This window comes from Solibacillus sp. FSL K6-1126 (genome assembly GCF_038003445.1).
Lineage (GTDB): Bacteria > Bacillota > Bacilli > Bacillales_A > Planococcaceae > Solibacillus > Solibacillus silvestris.
In genome coordinates, this window is record NZ_JBBOPD010000001.1 from 1,875,402 (window position 1) to 1,896,632 (window position 21,231).

Annotated in this window: 19 protein-coding genes and 4 pseudogenes; 15 read left to right on the plus strand and 8 right to left on the minus strand. The window is 35.6% G+C overall.

Going from position 1 to position 21,231, the window contains the following annotated elements:
- Positions 1-129 precede the first annotated feature (129 nt).
- Positions 130-201, minus strand: a pseudogene (locus MHH44_RS21185) (3-hydroxyisobutyrate dehydrogenase); the annotation flags it as partial.
- A 76-nt stretch (positions 202-277) separates the two neighbouring features.
- On the minus strand, positions 278-967 hold the full coding sequence (locus MHH44_RS09135; RefSeq protein WP_340798380.1) for a Dph6-related ATP pyrophosphatase: 690 nt from the start codon (positions 965-967) through the stop codon (positions 278-280).
- Positions 968-1,341: 374 nt separating this feature from the next.
- Here MHH44_RS09135 and MHH44_RS09140 point away from each other — a divergent pair, with 374 nt between their 5' ends.
- Together MHH44_RS09140 and MHH44_RS09145 are read left to right on the plus strand one after the other, a co-directional pair.
- On the plus strand, positions 1,342-2,991 hold the full coding sequence (locus tag MHH44_RS09140; RefSeq protein WP_087617357.1) for a catalase: 1,650 nt from the start codon (positions 1,342-1,344) through the stop codon (positions 2,989-2,991).
- A gap of 237 nt (positions 2,992-3,228) precedes the next feature.
- Positions 3,229-3,651 (plus strand): PhoU family transcriptional regulator, encoded by a 423-nt coding sequence (locus MHH44_RS09145; RefSeq protein ID WP_340798381.1) that lies wholly within the window; start codon positions 3,229-3,231, stop codon positions 3,649-3,651.
- A gap of 78 nt (positions 3,652-3,729) precedes the next feature.
- Here MHH44_RS09145 and MHH44_RS09150 read toward each other — a convergent pair whose 3' ends face one another.
- Together MHH44_RS09150 and MHH44_RS09155 are read right to left on the minus strand one after the other, a co-directional pair.
- On the minus strand, positions 3,730-5,286 hold the full coding sequence (locus tag MHH44_RS09150; RefSeq protein ID WP_340798382.1) for a hypothetical protein: 1,557 nt from the start codon (positions 5,284-5,286) through the stop codon (positions 3,730-3,732).
- Positions 5,279-5,818: a sigma-70 family RNA polymerase sigma factor gene (locus tag MHH44_RS09155; RefSeq protein ID WP_340798383.1), complete on the minus strand. Its 540-nt coding sequence runs from the start codon at positions 5,816-5,818 to the stop codon at positions 5,279-5,281. The genes MHH44_RS09150 and MHH44_RS09155 overlap by 8 nt, the downstream gene beginning before the upstream one ends.
- Positions 5,819-6,110: 292 nt before the next feature.
- Between MHH44_RS09155 and MHH44_RS09160 the strand changes: the two genes are divergently transcribed.
- From MHH44_RS09160 to MHH44_RS09175, 4 genes are all read left to right on the plus strand, one after another.
- The gene (locus MHH44_RS09160) at positions 6,111-6,584 is read left to right on the plus strand and encodes a hypothetical protein (protein WP_339264441.1); all 474 of its coding nucleotides are present in this window, start codon (positions 6,111-6,113) and stop codon (positions 6,582-6,584) included.
- A gap of 218 nt (positions 6,585-6,802) precedes the next feature.
- Positions 6,803-7,726, plus strand: coding sequence for a hypothetical protein (locus tag MHH44_RS09165; RefSeq protein WP_339264442.1), 924 nt, complete (start codon positions 6,803-6,805; stop codon positions 7,724-7,726).
- A gap of 227 nt (positions 7,727-7,953) precedes the next feature.
- Positions 7,954-8,892 (plus strand): hypothetical protein, encoded by a 939-nt coding sequence (locus MHH44_RS09170; protein WP_340798384.1) that lies wholly within the window; start codon positions 7,954-7,956, stop codon positions 8,890-8,892.
- Positions 8,893-9,177: 285 nt separating this feature from the next.
- Entirely contained in the window at positions 9,178-9,639 is a 462-nt protein-coding gene (locus tag MHH44_RS09175) for a GNAT family N-acetyltransferase (RefSeq protein ID WP_340798385.1), read from the plus strand.
- 109 nt (positions 9,640-9,748) lie between these two features.
- Here the strand turns inward: MHH44_RS09175 and MHH44_RS09180 are convergent, their stop codons facing one another.
- Positions 9,749-10,441, minus strand: a complete 693-nt coding sequence (locus MHH44_RS09180; protein WP_340798386.1) for a DUF4030 domain-containing protein — start codon at positions 10,439-10,441, stop codon at positions 9,749-9,751.
- Positions 10,442-10,630: 189 nt separating this feature from the next.
- On the opposite strand from MHH44_RS09180, the gene MHH44_RS09185 reads away from it, so the two are divergent.
- The 9 genes and pseudogenes from MHH44_RS09185 (at position 10,631) to MHH44_RS09225 (ending at position 18,755) form a co-directional block, all read left to right on the plus strand.
- Positions 10,631-11,920, plus strand: a complete 1,290-nt coding sequence (locus tag MHH44_RS09185; RefSeq protein ID WP_008408881.1) for a methyltransferase domain-containing protein — start codon at positions 10,631-10,633, stop codon at positions 11,918-11,920.
- A complete protein-coding gene (locus tag MHH44_RS09190) occupies positions 11,910-14,489 on the plus strand; it encodes an AAA family ATPase (RefSeq protein WP_340798387.1) in 2,580 nt (859 codons plus the stop codon). The genes MHH44_RS09185 and MHH44_RS09190 overlap by 11 nt, the downstream gene beginning before the upstream one ends.
- A 52-nt stretch (positions 14,490-14,541) precedes the next feature.
- Positions 14,542-14,670, plus strand: a pseudogene (locus MHH44_RS09195) (IS1595 family transposase); the annotation flags it as partial.
- Between the two features lie 142 nt (positions 14,671-14,812).
- A complete protein-coding gene (locus MHH44_RS09200; protein ID WP_340798388.1) occupies positions 14,813-15,373 on the plus strand; it encodes an alpha/beta fold hydrolase in 561 nt (186 codons plus the stop codon).
- Positions 15,374-15,569: 196 nt separating this feature from the next.
- Positions 15,570-15,935, plus strand: a complete 366-nt coding sequence (locus MHH44_RS09205; protein WP_340798389.1) for a topoisomerase — start codon at positions 15,570-15,572, stop codon at positions 15,933-15,935.
- A 47-nt stretch (positions 15,936-15,982) separates the two neighbouring features.
- Positions 15,983-16,462: a YjdJ family protein gene (locus MHH44_RS09210; protein WP_340798390.1), complete on the plus strand. Its 480-nt coding sequence runs from the start codon at positions 15,983-15,985 to the stop codon at positions 16,460-16,462.
- Positions 16,463-16,476: 14 nt separating this feature from the next.
- The gene (locus MHH44_RS09215) at positions 16,477-16,686 is read left to right on the plus strand and encodes a hypothetical protein (RefSeq protein WP_340798391.1); all 210 of its coding nucleotides are present in this window, start codon (positions 16,477-16,479) and stop codon (positions 16,684-16,686) included.
- A gap of 196 nt (positions 16,687-16,882) precedes the next feature.
- Positions 16,883-17,659 carry a GNAT family N-acetyltransferase gene (locus MHH44_RS09220; protein ID WP_340798392.1) on the plus strand — a complete coding sequence of 259 codons (777 nt, stop codon included), beginning with the start codon at positions 16,883-16,885 and terminating at the stop codon, positions 17,657-17,659.
- 136 nt (positions 17,660-17,795) lie between these two features.
- Positions 17,796-18,755, plus strand: a complete 960-nt coding sequence (locus MHH44_RS09225) for a phosphotransferase enzyme family protein (protein ID WP_340798393.1) — start codon at positions 17,796-17,798, stop codon at positions 18,753-18,755.
- Between the two features lie 149 nt (positions 18,756-18,904).
- On the opposite strand, the pseudogene MHH44_RS21190 reads toward MHH44_RS09225, so the two are convergent.
- The 3 genes and pseudogenes from MHH44_RS21190 to MHH44_RS09235 form a co-directional block, all read right to left on the minus strand.
- Positions 18,905-19,168, minus strand: a pseudogene (locus tag MHH44_RS21190) (IS110 family transposase); the annotation flags it as partial.
- Positions 19,161-19,388: pseudogene (locus MHH44_RS21195) on the minus strand (IS110 family transposase); the annotation flags it as partial. The pseudogenes MHH44_RS21195 and MHH44_RS21190, both read right to left, overlap by 8 nt.
- 459 nt (positions 19,389-19,847) lie before the next feature.
- Entirely contained in the window at positions 19,848-21,032 is a 1,185-nt protein-coding gene (locus MHH44_RS09235) for an MFS transporter (protein WP_340798394.1), read from the minus strand.
- Positions 21,033-21,231: the final 199 nt, after the last annotated feature.

A 21,231-nucleotide genomic window follows, 5' to 3' on the forward strand; every position in this document is an offset into this window, starting at 1 on the left:
CATTGAAGTATCGTATTTAGAAAATTAAACAACTATAATTTAACCCCGTCCTAAATTTAGAAGGGGTTATTGCTTGTTTGGCTTTTTACATTAAATAACTTTAATGATAGGTCTACCTAATTGATTTTAAACCCAAACACTTTCAACTATCCCGTTCTCAATTTCTTCAATTTTATTGTCTCGAAAAGGAAAATAAATTGAATATAAAAAAAGCGTGTTTTGATCATTTTTTCAAAACATGCTTTTTCGTTTTGCACTTTTATCAAGGTTTAATAAGTTACTGGTCTAGCTCTAAAGGTAAAAAAGCATATTCTCCGTCCTTAAAAATCTCACATTTACGAACTGGAATAGGTTGTTTAAAAATGGGCCCATCTAGTACTGTGGTATGGAACTCTCCACCTTCTCCGCAGGGGTCAATACCACGAGCTTCAAGCTCCTTCACGTATTCATGAGTTAACGTTCGCCCTAAATCGTCCTCTCGCATTCCAAGTGATAAATTTACTGTTACAATAATCGTTACAAATCCTAAATTTATGAACTCTTCGACAGCTTCATGATGGTTCATTTCCCATAAGGGCATTCCAAGCTTTAATCCAGCATACTTCGTAACCTTTTCATGCCAACAGCCATGTGCAGGCATATCTAAGTCTCCAGTTACTAACACTTCTGATCCTTGATTTTTAGCCTTTTCTAAAAGACGTATAAATACTTTTTCATAATCTCTCCAACTTGCAGCTGCAGTATATACGGGCAAACCTATAGATCTAGCTTGGGCATGTATGAGTTCCGGAGGCATTCCATGAGATCTAGAACGTTTTCCTTCTTCCTCCAGCATGACGATCAGTCCAACCGCTTCTCCAACCATCATTGCTTTATATAGAGCTAAGGCACTATCCTTTCCTCCGCTAAAAGAAGCTATAAATTTTTGCCCGTGAGCACTATTTTTCCAATCCATTAATTTTGCCATTTATATCTTTCCCCTGTAATTTAATGACTTTTCACAATTCGTGTTATTAACCAATATCATATTTCATATATGAGATTTCATAGCTCTAATTGTTTATTTAATTTTATCACGATTGGACCTTACAGATAGCCTATTATTGCATCCTGATAGAAAAAAATTGATATTGTAATGATGAATAAAAGAGAAAATCATCTCAATAAAACTACTTCATTCGACAGAGACCTGTATTCATATAGTGTGGGACAGGACAAAGTTAATTTTTCTTTGATTATAAACAGATAAATTAGGGTATAAAGATATAGTAGCAAAATGTATTTTATTATCATGCTTATTAGCAATGTATTTTAGTAATTGATTAAAGGGGAGGTTTTATTTTGGCAGAGAACAAAGACAAACATGTTGCAAAAAAAGAGGATGGGGAACGTGAAATTCTAACTACTCGTCAAGGACATCCTGTAAGGGACAACCAAAATATCCGTACAGTAGGTAACCGTGGACCAGCGACTTTAGAAAATTACCATTTCATTGAAAAAATTTCACACTTCGATCGTGAAGAGGTTCCTGAACGTGTAGTACATGCACGTGGTTCAGGTGCTTTCGGTTATTTTGAAACTTACGGTAAGGTTGGAGATGAGCCTGTAGAAAAATATACCCGCGCAAAAGTCTTTTCTGGTGCCGGTAAACAAACGCCACTTATGGTGCGTTTTTCTACAGTAGCAGGTGCAAAGGATTCACCTGAGACTGCACGCGATCCACGCGGCTTTGCGGTGAAAATGTATACAGAAGATGGTAACTGGGATCTTGTAGGGAACAATTTAAAGATTTTCTTTATTCGTGATGCGATGAAGTTCCCTGATATGATTCATGCTTTTAAAGCAGATCCAGCTTCCAACGTACCGAATCCACAGCGTATGTTTGACTTTGTTTCACGTTCACCGGAAGCGACGCATATGATTACGTTCCTATTTTCACCTTGGGGTATCCCAGCGACATACCGCCATATGCAGGGTTCAGGAGTTAACACATATAAATGGGTTAATGAAAAAGGTGAAGCTGTACTTGTAAAGTATCACTGGGAACCAAAACAAGGAATCCGTAATTTGACTCAGGAAGAAGCAAACTCCATTCAGGCTACAAACGTAGGACATGCTACACAGGACTTATATGAATCAATTGAACGTGGAGAGTATCCAGAGTGGGAGCTGTTCGTCCAAATTATGGAGGACGACTATCATCCGGAACTTGATTTTGATCCACTTGATGACACAAAACTATGGCCGGAAGATAAGTTCCCTTGGTTGCCTGTAGGTCGTATGGTGCTTAACCGCAACCCTGAAGATTTTCATGCAGAAATCGAGCAGGCTGCGTTCGGCACTGGTGTTCTAGTAGACGGTATGGATTTTTCAGACGATAAAATGTTGCAGGGGCGTACATTCTCATACTCAGATACACAGCGTTACCGTGTAGGCTCGAATTATTTAAAATTGCCAGTCAACGCACCAAAGGTACCGGTTCGTACAAATCAGCAGCGTGGTCAGATGGATACTCGTGATCCTAAAGAATCCGGTGAAAACCCACATATTAATTATGAGCCGTCAATGATTGGTGGCTACCGTGATGCAGGGGATAAAGCATATCCACCACATCAGCCATCTTATAATGCGGCATTAATGAGTGAGCCGATTGATCGCCCGAATAACTATGGTCAAGCAGGTGAAACATACCGCAGTTTTGAAGACTGGGAACGTGATGAGCTCATAAATAACTTATCGGATGCTCTGGCAATCTGTGACGAGCGCATTCAGGAAGCGATGATTCATCACTTTACACAGGCTGATGAAGATTATGGTCGCCGTGTGAAGGAAGGAATTGAAATGAAAATGAAAGAAATCGAAAAGTTGGCTCAGGAAGGTAAATTACCGGGTCGAGAGTCAGGGATTTCTAAGTATGGTCAGGGTACGATCGCTGCGAATGAGGCAACAAAAGATGCAGTGAAGAAAAGCCATGAGGCAGACCCATATTAATGATTAAAAAGAAAACCTGGATGAATGACTTTGATTTAATCTAAAGTTAAATTTAGATAGATGTAATTGGCGAAATTAAAAGACTTAGGTTTGGTATTACACCAGGCTTAGGTCTTTTAATTTTATGGCGGTTGGCAGTAGAAGCTATATGAATCGAAATTTAGCAAAATGATTGCAGAGTTTGAAAGTGTTCTGAAATAAAATTTACACGTAGCAATCAAACAATGGGGGAATAGCATGAAAAGGATACTACTTACTGTATTATTAAGTTTTTTATTAGTTGGTTGTTCAGATGTATATAGTGAATCAGATTCGAGTCCCATATTAGATAAAGAGTTTATAGAAGCAAATGCAAAAATAGGTCAAACTAAAGATGAAGTAGAAGAAATATTCGGAACAGAATATTTCGCTGGAGAAGGCGAATTCGAGACCAATGAAGTATGGGTTTACGATAAAGTGAACGACGATTTCGAGTATGAAAAAAGTATACAAAGAGTCCCCTTTGATGCAATTAGAGAAGGAAATGTGGATTATCAGTTATATATAAATTTTGTTGAGGATGAAGTATTTATGTATCTGTACATTTACAGAGGGGAAGATGGGGAACTTTGGCAGTATCAAGTAAATCCAGATGGAACGACACAAGATAAAAAAATGTAGCGATGATGAAATACGCATAAAAGCGCTCAAATTTTTTCTGAGCGCTTTTACTTCTTTTTATATGGCTATTACTCATCCCTAATTTACTGGATGAAAAGATTCTAATAAAGCCTTCATTTCTTCGAGGGATATTTTTTGACTCACGACCTCATATATATAATCATCTTTCATGCCTATAAACTTGGCGCCTAAAACATCTTTTAATTCATAGCTTTTCCATTCAATGCCGTTTAACGTGAACAGTTCAAGTTGTTTTCCTGTAATCACATCGAAATTATTCGAAGGACGCATAAAGGAATCCTGGTGATAAGCGGTTACGTATACTATTCCCGCTTCATTTTTGGGAATATACGTAAGGTAAGCGTGGCTGAATTTTTCTTCAAATTCCATATAGTAAGCTGAAGATATTTCAAGATCGGGATGCGTGAATTCATACAGGAAAGGCAAGTCCTTTCGCATTAAATCTACTATAGCCTCCGTATCTTCTTTATTGGTGTCTGCAGAATCTACAGTTTCTATTTCTTCTTCTCTTGAATCAAGCTCGGGCTTTTTTCCGTGTGGAACAAAAGGTTTATATCCATCCAAGTTTGGTACAAAATCTTGTGGTTCAATGGGTATATTCACTTCCAAACTTTCTGGATGGAGATAACTAGTAAGTTGACCGTCCGTATCATACGTTTCATATTTAACTAAGATTCCAGTATCTTTATCTACCCAAAAGCGAAACGTATCGGTAGTTTCTTTCATTTTGAATCTATTTATTACTTGTTCATCCATTTTTCCATATAAAACAATGGTATTATGACCTAACAATTCTTCATTTTGTTTTTCTATCTCCCAAAGCTCTGTATTTCTTAAGTAACTAGCTGTGATTTCATAGGGAAACAAAGACATGCCGCCAGCGGAAATTTCCGGTCTTTCTCTAAATGGGGCCTTATCTGAATAAATGTCTTTCAATTCTAAATTAAACGCTTCCTCAGGCGTTATCGGGTCTCGTGTGGGTGTTGATTGATAGTCATGAACTAGATATGTTTTATTTACACTTTCTTTAAGCCAGACCTTTTCTTCATTATAAATAATTTCGTTTATCATTTCCCCATACCCCATTAACTTTTCGTCAAATTGAGAGGTACTTTTCTGATAGCCACCAATTACATTTTTTATACTTAGTTTATACTCAGTCACTGACTTACTATCTGAGTCGTCATAATATATTGAATAATCTTCGAATTTTCCGGTTGCTGTGTAAAAATAATCCACCGTATTTAAGAGCTTGCTAACCACATCTTCTTTTGTCATCTCTTCGTATGATTCCTCTTGGGCAGGAGGTGTATAGATGTTGGTTTCAACTTTGGGGCCAGGTGGAACATCTCCCTTGTTGGTATTTAAACCTGCCGTCTGCTCCTCACGTGAGAAAATTTCCATTTCCGTAGTAACATAATAGCTTGTGCCTATAAAAAACAGACACGCTACAGCTATTGGTAATAGATAATTCAACGTTGGCTTGATATGGCGCTTCTTTTTTCTTTTGTATATAACCTGCCTTACGTTTTCTTTCTGTTTCGCATCGAAGTGAATGTCCTTTAACACAGTTTTGTTCATAGTCTCTACGATTTGTTTAAACATGTCATCCATGTTTGATGCTCCCTTCTAGTAACTTTTTTAACAAGAGGCGCGCCCTATGTAATCGAGACTTTATCGTTTGTATACTCAAATTTAATAAATCTGATATTTGGTTATATGACATTTCTTCATAGTAATATAAAATAATTACTTCTCGATACTTCACGGGTAAGGAAAGTATTTTTTCTGCAACTAATCGCCTTTCCTCTAGACCGACTAATTCCATTTCAGGTGATTTATTTGTACTCTTTATTTTTGTGAAAAATTCAGTAAGTACGATATTTTTAAAAGACCAGCTCCTTAACTTATCTTTACATAGGTTCACCGTAATACGGTATAACCATGTTTTATAAGTAGATTCATTCCTAAAGTTGTCTAAGTTCTCGTAGCACTTAATAAATACTTCTTGCGCAATATCTTCTGATAGTTGCTTCTGCTTAGTATAAGTAAATGCTAAACGAGCTATATTTTGGCCGTATTCATTCATCAACCATTCAATTCTCTCCTCTTTATTTAAATCACTTACTTCTACTTGTTCTAGCACTCGTTCAAGCATCCTCCTCACCCTTTCAATTATTAGACGCAGCAAATCTGATTTGGTTGTAAAAAAATTACTGTATTGAAATATTAAAACATATCGACCTATTATAAAAGTCGAGAAAGCGTAATGAAGGGAGGGGCGGAAATAGAGGAAGAAATTCCGCTTTAGGGTTTCAGGTTTTCCTTTTGATTTCAGGTGCTTTTCTGGGATAAAAGGATTGCCCCTTTTTGGCGTTTTTTGAAGGGTTATCAAAGTAAGATAGAGAATAAGCATTAAAAGTCAGTGGGAGGTATTTATGTTGAAAAAAAGAATCCTTTTAATCTTCGCAGTAATTTTATCGTTTGCAATTGCAGGCTGTAAGGAAGAGGAGTCCATTGGAAAAAATGAAAAAGTAATTAAAAACAATTGGAATGAAAGTTCACTTTTTGAATCAGGCGGTTACACAATGATTGGAGAAGAAGGGCGATTAGGTTTTATTTACGATGATAGCGAAGTAGTTAGGTTCTATCCTGATAAAGAGCAAAAGTACATGTGGCATTTTTGGGGGGAAGAACAAGAGTTAGAAGGAGAACTAAAAGTTGTAGCCACACATGAAAATGAAGATGAAGAAATCTTCGTAACCAGTGGCGGACTAGGTGGTGCTAATAATGGCGCAGACAAACACGCCCCATCTAACATGGCATTACCTAAAAGTGGTATATGGAAGTTAGATGCTTATATAGGGGAAAGCCTATTTGGAAGTGTATATGTGAAAGTTCATGAAAAGTAATTTAGATTTGTTTGAAACTTGCTATTCGCATACTATCAAACGCAGGGATATGGAAAATTTGTGGTAAAATAAAATGATGGATTGTGAGACAAGGGGGAATTATCATAGGTATAGCGTACATAGCCTGGGGAGAATATTAAGAGTTTAAAAGTAAAAAGCAATAATTAATGGCCGTTAAGATACAGCAATCTTTATAAAGAAAGGGTTGGTGAAAGATTATGATATCAATACTCAAAATACCGATGAATCCAATTGCTAATCTGAAAGAAGAGCTGAAAAAAATGACACCTCTTTCAATTGCACTTGGACATGACAACGATGTATTTGTTCTACTGAGGGAGGAGCAAATTCCACTAATTGGTGGTTCCTTCCCTGCAACTGTTACGGAAAAAAGCTATAGATATCAAGTCGTTCATCTAAAAGATGGACAAAAGAAAGTGCTGGATTTGCCGGAAGAGACATGGAATTATCATTACATACAGCCGATAGATGACGGACACATTCTACTTGTGTGCGCGCGGTCGTATTACCATGATGCTCAAAATATTGAAGAAAACGCACGAGTCTATGATGAAAATGGTTGTTTCATCCGATCCTTTTGTTTAGGGGATGGTATTGAGCATGTATTCGTAACAAAGAATCAAGAGATTTGGACAGGATACTTTGATGAAGGCGTTTTCGGCAATTACGGCTGGAAGGATCCGGTTGGCAGTAGCGGGCTAGTTGGCTGGGACGCGTCGGGTGGTAAGATGGATTCGCTTGAAGAGGATACGGAATATTATATTTTTGAGTGTTTAGCGTTGAATGATGTACCTAATGAAGGAATTTGGTTTTTCTTTAGCCTGGAATCGATGATTGGTGTACGGAAAGAAGGTCTCACAAAGTATTATCCAACTGAAGATATGCATTTTCATGCATTTGCGGTAAAAGGGGAGACAATCATTGCGTACCAAGGGAGAGGGGAACATGCATTTTTTGAGTTACAACGTGAAGGCAATGAATATAAGACGGTCCGTAAACTCGAACTAATGAAACCAAATGGTAAGCCTCTCGAACCGCAATTAGTGAATAACCGGGAGAATAAGTTGCTGTTTTTGGACGGGAATGAGCTGTATATGTATGAATTGAAATCCGATGTGTGATGGTTATCGCTCAGTAAATGAGACGTTTCAGTACTTAAAAACAGAAGTGCAACTATTATAGTTATTAGCATTTGGGAGCAATTGTTATGCCAGAATCGGCTATATTGTTGAATAACGCGAGTGGGATAAAGTAAAGAAGTTCAATTAAATTAAATATACAATTATGTGGAATGATAATGAGAATAATGTAAAAATACCGACATACCTTCTTAATGGGAGGCGGTATTTTGAAAAAAGTCCTAACAGGCTTTGTTGTGTTATTACTCATAATAACGGCATCTAATATGATACTTAAAAAAGGGTCAAATAAAACAGCATCTATAAATACCGAAGCAATAGAAAGTACATTAGTTAAAAGTATGGAAGAAACGAAAGCGGAAAAAAAGAAATTAGAGCAGTTTTTAACAAAAAGTGCTAAGGAACTAAACGATAATGGGTTTAAAGTTGGTTTAGGTTTTTCACATGAAGAACGAAACGTAACTGTGCAGGTTCAGAATAAGGCATTTTTAGAAGCCAATAAAACAAACATTGAAAAGATCATCCATAACACGGCAAATATGATTGGGTTTCAAAATTATACAGTAGATTTTCTTGCTCTCGATAACTATCCTGCATTAAGTGAAGAAGATGAAAAGCAAAGGGAAACTATGATGGAAGTAATTGAAAAAATTTCGGCTTTATTAAAGGAAAGGGGGTATCCGTCTAATTCAATCTCAACTAATTCGAATAATGAAATCCTTATTGAAATGCAAGGAATGAAGGAAGATTTCGGGAAAAGTAAAGAAATTGAAGATCTCAAAAAAATCATCGATCAAACGATTCTCTCAAAAACGGATTTAGAATATACGGTTAAGATACAAAAGAAAAGCGAAAGTGCGATACGTGATCAACAATGGCAACCAATCTTTAGTGCGATAAGTGAAGAAACGAATAAGAGGTTTAAGGAATATCGGGGGTTTGCCTACTCATTCCACCCTGAACCATTACAAATTATAATTAAAACTAACATCCATTCATCTAAATGGTTCGGGAATTCAGATAAAAAGATAAATCAAATTACAGAGTATGTAGATAAAATCATAGAGTTGAAAAGAGAAGAGTTATCGATTGAAGAAATTCCATACGAAATTATTATTAGGGATAAAAATGATAGGGAAATAAAATAGTAAGATTTAGGTCAATTTTATTTTCTAAAGCTTTAGCTCTTTTAAATATTTATGTTATTCCATTAAAGGGCGTGATTCTTCAATAAGAAAATCGCGTTATTCCGTTATAGGGCCATATTGTTGAATCACATTTTTTCTGGAGTAATCCTAACTTAACTTGTATGTAGAATCAAAAATATGAAACGCTACCAAAGCGTTAATTGGCACATAATTCCTAAAAATATTGCAATATTCAAAACAAAAAGTTAAAATAGGAACGTAGGTTCTTATTTGGAGGCGCTAATTATGGAATTTCAATCATTCAATCAATCATACCAAAATTTAATTAACGAATATCAATTAGTTGAAAGCCAGCTAAAATTTACAGGACACCCACGTGAATGTGTAAAACTAGCAAATAATAGTAGAACGCCTATATTAGCGATCGTTGAAGGAAAGCTTGTAACATATTTTGATTTACATCAGCAGGAAGGAGTAGCACCATATTCGGATAATTGTAATGCGATTTTAGTACGTGCTTTTTCAACAGAGGTTAATGAACAAGGGAAAGGCTATGCAAAGCAGGCATTGCAGTTACTACCCGCATATGTACAAGAGAATTTCCCTCATATTAATGAAATCGTACTTGCTGTTAATGTTGCAAACACTGCTGCCCAAAATCTTTATAAGAAGTGTGGTTTTAAGGATTACGGTGTGCGCCGTCAAGGGACTAAGGGTGAATTAATTGTAATGAGTTTGTTATTCTAAGAGGATTAGTGAGATCAGCAATTAGGCGCGATTCAAATGTAACTTTAAATAGAAAAGAAGCAACGTCATAAATGAGGTTGCTCTACTATGTTGGTAAGTATTTTTGTTTTTAAAATTGAAAATCCTTGCTGTTCTTGTCTTGGATAATTAACTCATATACCTGATTGTCTGTCTTTATTTTTACTTCTTCACTATTTAGGAATTCAGTAATTCTTTCATGGATTTTGTTCACTGCCTCTTTAGATTCAGTATGTGATGAGTTCATGTTCAGCTTGATGGTAATAGACACTTTTTTAGGGTTGAAGGTATAACTAATGTCATCTACCCGGTACTCTTTTTTTAGGTATAACTCTTCTTCAATACTTGTAATGACGGGCATCCACTTTGTCTCAAATTCTTCAACCGAAACATCTTTTGTTATAATCTGTACACTTTTCAATGAGCCGTTTGAATTCAAGAATTCACTCGCTACTGTTTTAATTTCTGCTTTCTTAGCTTCATCAGTAACCGGTATATATACTTTGATGATAGGCGAGTATGCGTTAATATCCAAAATCGTATAGCCTGCTGCCTGCAAGTCCGACTTCAACTTTTCGCCTATTTCTCCCCTTTGATTAAATATCTTAGCTAGCTCGGGTGATATTTCATTTGTGTCAGAAATCATTAATTCGTAGTTATCATAACCTCTTTTTTCCAAAACTCCCGACAAAATAGCTAAAACCTTGTCCTCTTCTTGATTGACGTATTCTTCCGTTCCTTTCAACTGTATGTCAAATAGTGTCATATCCTCCCATTTGCTCATACCGACTCCTGCCGTGGGCAATGCTTTTTGGGTTCAACATTCAACAATTGGGCGCTTTTCATGTATATGATGAAAAGGCACAAAGATTTTGGAGGCCTGAAACACCAACTACAAATTTACAAACATTTCGGCTGCCACTCATTTATAATAGACACTAGTAATAATCCCTTAAAGGAGAAAATTAACTTTATGCAACTATCTATTTACACAAAAAATCCGCATGCAAGAGCAATATCGCATTTACTGGCGAAAAACCCGTCAACCGTATATGAGCGCAAAGTAAAAGGGCATTCGGTTCGATTTGCTTATCATAAAATGACAGATGACGAATTATACGCTTCCATTTTTGTTACACCTGATTCATTGGCACTTGTAAAAGATAATGAAGCGTATGATATTACCCATTATATTAATGACCGGGAATTTGCTGTAAGTACCATTTTCTTATCTCTTATACGTTCGGCTTTAGGTACTGCGCTGAACGGAAAACCTAAGGAAGAATATATACAATATGCAGCGATGGACTTTCCGTTTACATTTGAGTTTGGCCCAATTTCATCGAGCCTTTCAGATGAGGAAATTCGTGGTTTATGGGAACCGCTAGGCTATGACGTGACAATTGATACAATGGTGGACACTAGACGTGCACGCTTCTTAACGCTTTTCAACACCATCAGTTTAAAGAAAGCCTTACAACAAATTTTTATTATAATCCCAGTCATGGATGACTATAAACATTATTATATTGATGAAGCAGAGCGTGAACGATTGGAAAACTACGGTGTGGGCTGGCTTGAAACTCATCCAATGCGTGAGTTTATTTACAAAAAAGCATTGCGCTTTAAGCAACTCTTATTAAATGAAGAGAATGAGCAAAAAGTTGACAAGCCATCTTTAAATACGCGTCGCTATGAGACCATTGCCCGGACAGTTACCGCTTTAAAGCCTAAAACAGTTATCGATATGGGGGCAGGAGAAGGGAAGTTATCGATGCTTCTTGCGCAAATCGATACGATTACAAAACTGTATAGTGTAGATCCTAGTAATCATGCACTTGCTAAAATGGAAAAGCGGTTCGCTGATCAGCAGTTTGCCACGACACCTATTATTAAATGGGGCTCACTTTATTATGAGGATCAAGAGTTTGCAGGAGCGGATGTATTTGTTTTATGCGAGGTGATTGAGCATATTGATGAGGAAAGACTGCCTCAGATTATGCAGCTCATTACGCAAAATTATATGCCTCAGCACTTAATTATTACCACTCCAAACGCGGAGTATAATACAGTTTACGAACTTAAGCTAATGCGCCATGATGATCATCGCTTTGAATGGGACCGCAAGCAGTTCGAGGCTTGGTGTAAAGCTGTAGCGCCAAACTATGACCTACATTTTGAAGGAATTGGTACTATACATGAGCAATACGGTGCACCTACTCAAATGTGTATCATGACAAGGAGAGATTCACATGCAATTTAAACTTCCAAACGGGGCCATTGTACTTTTAATCGGGCCATCGAATAGTGGGAAAACCACATTACTGCAATCATTAGTTGATTCGGATCAGCTCCTCGAAAGCGAAATAATTAGCTCTGACTACTATCGTCGGCTTGTGGCGGATATCGATTTTATCGAACTTTCGTCTGTATCAAAAGATAACGAGGATATTATTTACGAAGAGTATCAGCGCATTTCAGAGCAGGCATTCCAAGCGCTTCATACGATTGTGGAAGCCCGTGCGAAGTTAAATAGAGTATCGATTATTGATGCAACAAACTTACGCGGCTTTGAACGCGCCAAATATTTTGAAATAGCTAAGCGCAATCACGTACCCGTTCTGGCGCTTATTTTAAACACACCAAAAGAGCAGCTGTTGGCCCGTGATGTATTGCGCGATAATCCTCGAGGTCGTAAACGCGTGCTGCAGCAATTCAATACGCTGAAATATGAGTTAAAAGCAATTAAGAAAGAGCCATTTGCCAAAATTTATAAAGTAAATGATGAAAGCGTCGAGATTGTCCGTGAACCGAATAAACTTTATTTAGAAATCGAAAGTGGTTTTGATATTATCGGGGATATTCATGGCTGCTATGATGAGATGCTTGTGCTCTTGAAGGATCTTGGCTATGAGCAGCGCGGCGATGTATATATTCACCCAGCTGGGCGACGGTTAATTTCTGTAGGCGATATTATGAGCCGAGGTCCGAAATCAATTGAAACGATGCAATTTTGGTTGAATCAGATTGAAGCGGGATTAAGCTTTATGACAGACAGCAATCATGGTTGGAAGATAGCGCGTTGGTTAGACGGAAAAAACGTTTCGCTCAACCATGGGGATGAGCTTGTCCAGCAAGAATTTACCGAGTATGAAAAGGAGCATGGCGAAGAGGCTGCTAAGGCACTAAAAGAACGTTTTGCAAGCATGCTTCTAAAGGCACCCTCACATTATATTTTAACGAAAAATAAGATCACAAAAGCTGTTGTTACACATGCCGGGATAAAGGACCATTACATCGGCAAGGAATCTAAACGCATATCTGATTTTTGTCGATACGGTGATATTCAGCAAACGGACAGCTCCAGTAAGCCTGTACGCGGTGATTGGTTCTCGCAGCATAAAACGAGCGAGCTGATTATTTGGGGACATGATGTGAAAGTACAGCCATTTAAAGCAAATCGAACAATAAATATTGACCAAGGAGTTGTATTTGGCGGGGAGCTTACGGCATTTCAATATCCTGAGCAAACATTAAGAAGTGTGAAAGCATTCGCAAACTATGCCGGCAAAGAGGACAACCCTATTTTAGAGGCGGAAAACAAGAGGTTCAGCCCGCCAAATGTTGCACAATTTATAAATGGATTTGAGGTTCATACAACTAGTGGGGATCAAATAGCAATTCCTAAAGAAAATGCTATGGCAGCAATGGATACATTCTCTCATTACACATTGCCTTTGGAGCAGGTGATCTACATTCCGCCAACAATGAGTCCAACACCACAAACAGCTGCATTACCGGACTATTTGGAACACCCTGCAGAAGCGTTTAATTACTATAAGAAAAACGGTATTCAAAAAATGATTGCCGAGAAAAAGCATATGGGCAGTCGTGCGGTCATCTTTATTGCAAAAAATAGAGAAGTTGCAAAGAAGCTCGTTAACAGTGACAGCTTAGGCTACATTACAACACGTACAGGTCGTGCCTTCTTTGAAAAATTACAGCAGCAACAGATGGTGGAAAAAATCCATGCTGAGCTAATGGCTAAAAATTACTTCGAGCAGTTTGATACAAGCTTCGTCTTAATGGATGCCGAAATTTTACCATGGAATTTAAAAGCACACCGCTTAATCGATCAGCAATATGAAACGGTCGCTGAAAATGCATTAATGGATCGCTATAAACTCATCGAAAAGTTGAAGGCTACAGAACATGTGGATGTTACAAGCTGGCTGGAGGAATACACAGATAAATATAAAAATGCAGCACGCTTTGATGCGGTATTCAAAAACTATTGCTGGCCAACAAATGAACTATCCGGTATACAAATCGCACCATTCCATATTCTTGCCCATAGTTCATCAACTAATTTCCAACAGCCTCATAGCTGGCATATGCAAATGAATGCGTATTTGGCTGAAAATAGTTCGTTATTTATAGCGACAGAATATCGTGTAATCGAAAGCGAACAGGATGAACAGGAAGTAATAGATTGGTGGCAGGACATGACTGAAAATGGTCATGAAGGAATTGTCATTAAACCATTGGATTTCATGGCATACCATAAAGGGAAATTACTGCAGCCGGCAATTAAAGTACGCGGCCGGGAATATTTACGCATTATATATGGCATGGACTATACAGATGAAGCAATTATGAAAAAGTTAAAACAGCGGAATCCTTCCCGAAAAATGAAGAACGCTTTATTGGAATTTAAGTTAGGCTTAGAGGGGATTTCACGCTTTGTAAGTTTGGAAAGCAGCAATCGTGTACATGAATGTGCACTTGCAACGCTTGCATTAGAAAGCGATACAATCGATCCGCGATTATAAAATATTGGCTGTGTTAAAGGGTATTTGTAAAGAGTAGTAAAGCGTTTGCAACTTGTTAAAGTATATCGACAAATTACCACATACCCAAAAGAAACAACTCTATTTATGGTTTATATACTATGTCGACCCTTCTTCCTCTTTAATAAATAAAATGAGAGAACCTCGTTTCAAGGAAGGGTTTGCATAGGTTTTATAGGCCCTTTAAGCATCCGTAACAATCATATTTTCATTAAATAGTTTAGTTGCAAGCACGAAACACCATTTTAAAGAATTTCTGAAAGATTTATGGAACAGAATTAATTAATATGAAAGAGGTGAATTGTTTGGATTTAAGTTATCGAGAGTATGGGGATAAGAACGCTCCATTAATGGTGTTTTTACACGGTGGTGGAGTAAGTAGTTGGATGTGGGATAAACAAATTCAATACTTCAGTAATTATCATTGCATTACAATAGATTTGCCAGAACAAGGGGCAAGTAGAAATACCGAAAATTTTTCAATTCAATTAAGTGCAGAAAAAGTAAATAGGTTAATAGAAAAGATAGCTGATGGTAAAAAAATTATTGTTATTGGCTTCTCATTAGGGGCACAGGTAACTATTCAAATGTTAAGTAATAATTCAAATTTAATTAATTTTGCAATCGTAAACAGCGCATTAGCAAGGCCTAATTCATTTATTAGAAAAATGATAAAACCATCTATAAAGCTATTTTTTCCATTAGTTAAAAATAAAACTTTTTCAAAACTTCAAGCCAGTACTGGGATAATTATACCTAATGTTGGTCACGGAATATCATTGAAGAATCCTAATTTCTTTAACCAAATGATTGAAAATTGGATACAGGACTTTTCTCTACCACAAGGCGTGGTAACAATAAAATAATAAATTGTTTAATCTACTAATTGGACTTAGTACATAAAGGAAACCTTATATAATAGGTTTCCTTTAATTTTTATGTAAATATTAACATTAATTATTCATACTATTATCTACATATTTAACCTTAAAAGGAACTTATTTCAAGTTCGTTCGTTAAGTAACTATATATTCGTGAAATAGTATGAAAGGGTGTAGAAAATTGAAAAAAGCTATAATTTCAGGGATTATATTTTGTTCAATCTTGTTAGGTGGTTGTAATAAAGTAGAGGTATTAGAAAGCGAGCATGAAGTAGCAGTTTCTCATAAAGCCTTATTTGCTGAATTACAAACAGAAATAATAGGATCGATTACAAAATTAACAGAACTTGAAAGTGATGCAATCGCAATAATGTTAGATGGTGGAGCTGGCGAATCAACCGTTGCAGTAGGTTTTCCAAAGAAATCAAATATTGAAGCTACGTTGATTCAACAAATAGTTGAAGATTCGATTAAGAATATTTCTGAATCAGAAACCGAAACAACAAGTGAAGAATTAAAAATAACTATTAAAATCGAGAAATACTAGCAGATCCCCTAATGGACGCAAAAAAAAATAGTAAGAGGAGAGTGGAGATGTTTAAGTATGTAATGCAATTTATTGTTGGGATATTAACTTTCATAATATCAACTTTTATTGCATGGTATGAAGGAAGCGCAATTATAGAAAAACCATTCGAATGGAAGCACACAACGCCATTTACCAATTTGTTTAATACAGAGATTACAAATGGGCATGATATTAGCCCACTCGATTATTTCGTTTATGCAGCTAAATTTCAACCCTTTTTCCCCACAATTATGATCGTAAGTGTCCTCTATATTCTAAGTGTAACTGGCTTTTTTCTAATCAAAAGAAAATCTAAATGGGGAATTGGTTACTGGGGAATAGTAGGTGTAATACTGTTAATATTTAGTAGCTCGATTTTTAATTCCTCGACTTTAGGAAGAAGTATTTTTTTCTCGTTTTCTTCAATTAGCGGATTTTTCTTTATAACAGTTGCAGTATTACTATATAAATTACATAGTACGCCAAAAGGTGAGTTAAATAGTTAAAGGAGGTTAAAAAAATGCCGGTAATTCTAACAAGTGTTTTTTCGGCTTTCATAATTTTTATGACAGTTTTTTCAATGATTAAAGTATTAAGTATAGCCTGTAAAAGAAAAGATATTTCGATTTTAAAATATAGAGTTTTAACAACTTCTTTTATTGTAGCAGGAATTTTAACTGTTTCAATTTTACCTTTTGGTTATCAAAAAATATATGAAATCATCCTCTAACTGAATCGTACAATTAAATTTAATTCATGGCGAGAAAGAGTAATCCTATCTCGATATTCAATCAGGCGTGATTCTTTAATAAGGAATACGCATTCCTCAATTTATGGGCTTTGAATAAGTAAATAGATGACATGCTTTGAATTGTGGTTAGTATGTTATTTACATTAGTTGGTATAAAATAGAAAGGTGTGTTCTTATGATATCACTTAATCAAAGGGAATTTAAAAATTTAAAAAGAACATTGAACAAAAATAATATAACTTGTCCAACTTTCGTATATTCAATTTTAGATGGCTATATACAAGGAACAGTTTATGTTGACTCTAGTTCTCATAAGTCTGTTCTGATTGGGACTAAATCAGGTATTTATTTTGTGGGGGGAGAGGTAGATAACTTAGATTTCAATAATTTCCTCTTTGAGCTATATAGGTATAAGAAAAATAATAAGTCAAGATTCACTTTATTCTCTTCATCGAGTAAATGGAATTGTGCAATAATGAGTCAGTTAAAAGAGGAAATTAAACAAAGGAGCAGATTTTCTTTTAATTATAATTTTGATAAGGAAATAGACAAAACAATATTACAATCTAGTGAATATTCTATAAAAAAAATAAACGCAGAAATAATAAAGAATAGCTTGGAATTTAATGAGGCTTACTATAAAGAATATTGGGGTTCCACATCAAACTTTCTTAAAAATGGTTTTGGATTCAGCATACTACATAATGAAAGAATAATTAGTGAATGTTCTTCAATTTTTTCTTCACAAGAATTTGCAGAGATTGATATTTTTACTCACAAAGATTATAGAGGAAAAGGATTAGCAAATATAATCGCAACTTCATTTATAGAGTATTGTTTGAAAAATAGTATCGTGCCTAAATGGGATTGTGATGTGACAAATGAGTCTTCTATAAACTTAGCAGGGAAGCTAGGGTTTGTTGAACCTGTTGAATATTCAATTTTCATTTAAAAAAATTAATTAGTCCAAACCTCAACAATCGGGCCATTTAATTGAATATTGTCCATAAACATAAATTGGGTAATTTGTGTTATTATTTACCTGTTAGTCCATATATTATCTGTAATTTAGATGGGAGATAGCTATTATGGAACAAAAAATACTAGAATTGCTCAACGGAATATATCCACTAGATTTTATAAAAGTTGAAGCAGTAACAAATGAAATGTTTCGGTGTACCGCAAATCAAGGTGAATACTTTGCAAGAATTACAAACTATAAAGGTTATGATGAACAATTAGAAGAGGTGACATATACAAACTACCTCTATAAAGAAGGACTAGGTGTATCACCTACAATAGTTTCAATAAATGGTAAAGTGGTAGAAAAGATAACATTTAATAACAATGAAGTATTAACTGTTCTTTATAAATCTGCTTTAGGTAAACACTTATCAAAAAATCAATGGAATGCAAAGGTTTTAAAAGAATTAGGTAGGCAAATAGGTAAATTACATCGTATCTCTAGAACATTTGAAGAGATAAATCCGACTAGATATATCAATGATTGGTATCAAAATGAAGAATATGCTTTTCTAAAATATATTCCTGAGGAAGAGTCTACGATTAGAGATGTTGCACAAGAAATTTTAACAAAGATTAAAAACATTCCAAAAGACAATTCCAATTATGGATTGTTACACGGTGACTTATGGTTAGAAAATATATTGGTAGATCGTAATTTAAAACTGTCAATGGTTGATTTTCAAGATTGTGAGAAGAATTTTTATATCTTTGATTTAGCTGTTCCCATATATAGTGCCATAGAGTATTCATTTGTCGGTGGTGGGAACATTATTGAATATGGAAGAGGTATTGCGAAAGCAATCATCGAGGGGTACCAAGAGGAAAACGATCTCCCAAAGGACATGTTAGATAAACTCCCTTTATTTATAAAACTAAAAGAAGTCTTTGAGTATAGCTTAATGCATATGTACTGGAATAAAGAAAGGTTAACCGTAGAACAGATAAGAATAATGAACCATTTTAGAATGAGAATTGAAAAGAATCATTCTTTCCTTGACACAGACGGTTTGTTGATAATTTAATCTTAATCTTCCGCAAAACCAGCTAATAGTTGTCAATAATTTTCATTAAAAATAATAAAAATATCATGTTATACTAAATTTGTGCATGCCAAATAACCGTCCAAATTCTTAATTTGGAAATTTTAGGTTTGCTTGGTTAAATTGTTAAATCATGCTATGTCTTGGAAAGAAGTTTTGTTTTTTAATAGTGCATAAATCCAATGTAAGAGTTTGTTTGCACAAGCTATTACAGCTACTCTAAATGGTTTTCCTTCTTCACGTTTTTTATTATAAAACGCCCGTAATTTCTTATTACGAGGAAGGATTTCATCTGTAGTTTTCTGTTTTCGACAATCACGAATTGCACATTTAACAGCCATATACAAAGCTTGCCGTAGTCTGCTAGAGCCTCTTTTGGTTATTCGGTTGTAAGTGCCGAACAACTGGTGTGTGATAATGGCCTGTAGACTCCATAACTAGGGGAGGGCGCTCTCCTGAAATATCTTCTACTTCTTTAATAAAATCTAATAAACTAGCTAACCCATCAAGATCATGTTTTACTTTAAAGCTTTTCTTGTAGGGCTTCTTTCTTTCCAAATAAGCTTGAACCTGACTTTCACCTTTAGCTACATCCAGGCCAATGACTGGATTCATTATAATTCCTCCTTCAAAATGATAATTGCCGGTAACCCCTAAATCCTCTTTGTAGTGTCATAGCTTCGCTTGTTATACGAGATCACTGTCCCAACCAGCCTCAAACATGTTTCTACAAGTAGGGGGTGAACTGTTTTGCGGACGAGGTCTTAGCCCCACGGGCGCGAACGTTCTACCTCGGCTACCGTTATCATATATCGATATAAAAAATGGTCAACCAGAAATATTTTCTGGCTGACCTAATAATACGATCGGGCGCGATTCTTCAATAAGAAGATCGCGTTTTTCCGTTAAAGGGCCATTTTATTGAATAACATTCTTTTATAAAAGATTACTAAACGACGCTTTAGGTGCATTTTTAGTATTTAAAAAAAGGAAACGTTACAAAATCAACGTTTCCTTTTTGTATTATTAAACATTCATAGATGAAGAAGACTTATTTCTACAAGCAAACTTTTTTTAAGCGATTTTTCTTAATTTCCATAAAAAATACAATGTAGGAATAATTAAAAGAGCAGAGGTAAAAATTCCACCTTGCACCGATGTATAAAGTGCAATAACTCCAACTAACGGTCCACCAGCTACTTGTCCAAACGCATCAAGCTGCCCATACATCGAAAGCGCAGTTGCTCGCCCTTGTGAATGTAGTTGTTTATTTGTCATAACATTTACTAATGGATAGTTCACGGCTCGAAGTGATGCAATTCCCCAGTATAAAATAGCAGCTATTACAAATTGTTCAGCAATCGCGAAGTATATCATCGCGACAACAAGTAAACTGTTAAGTAATACTAAAACAATGGCAAAACGTTCTTTTACATATGTTTCAACAATTTTTAGTAAGCAGATGTTCAATAAAAAGGCAATTGCATAAAATGCACCGAACCAATTAACTGCATCTTCTTCATTCATTTGGAAGCCTTCAATAAAATGAGCACCCCAAAGCCGATCAAAACCTTCACTAGCTAAACCAGTGAACAATGTAATTGCGGCAAGACCAAGTAAAATAGTATTACCTTTTATAAGAGAAAGACTTTCTTTTAGTGCGCCTTTCATTTGTTTGATACTAGAAGTGTCATCACGTGCAATACTTATAAATTTCGTTTCAGGAATAACTTTAGACGAAATAATCGCAATTAAAATAAGGAATCCTCCCGCAAGTAATATGGCAATTTGCACTGTGAAAATAATTCCGATAAGTACACTCACAATAATGCCCAAGAAACTACCTAGCGAGCTAAACTTAGCCCCGTTTAATAAAGTAGTATCAAGTTCTTTATTTTCTAATTCATCTGCAATCCAAGCTGTTTCTGCGCCACTAATAAACGTCCATCCAATGCCCCACAAAGCAGCACCAATAGCAATTGCCCAAAATGAAGGAATGCTACCTTCTAAAAGATGAGCCGAACCGATAATGAAAGTCCCAATAATAATTGATTTTTTACGTCCGAAAATATCAGCAACTAATCCAGTAGGTATTTCAAAAAATAGAATGGCCAATTCCATAACTGTTCCAAGCAATACTAACTGGAGTGGATTTAGACCTGCTTGAGACACATAGTAAATAGCATTTAGTGTAAAAACGATTTGAATACAAAACGAGCGAGAACTCGTCAATAAATAATAAACGGTTTTAATGTTCAAATTGATGACCTCCGATGTTATCGAGTAAATATTATCCCTCGAATCGGAGAATAAGTGACAAGATTAAATTAAACCAACATACCCTCCGATTCATTTATGATCGTAAAAGTAATGACTGTCATATTCCTCTCTCCTTTAAATTTGATTACTCAAATATAACACAAAAACAAAATATTGTAATAATTTAACTAATCTACGA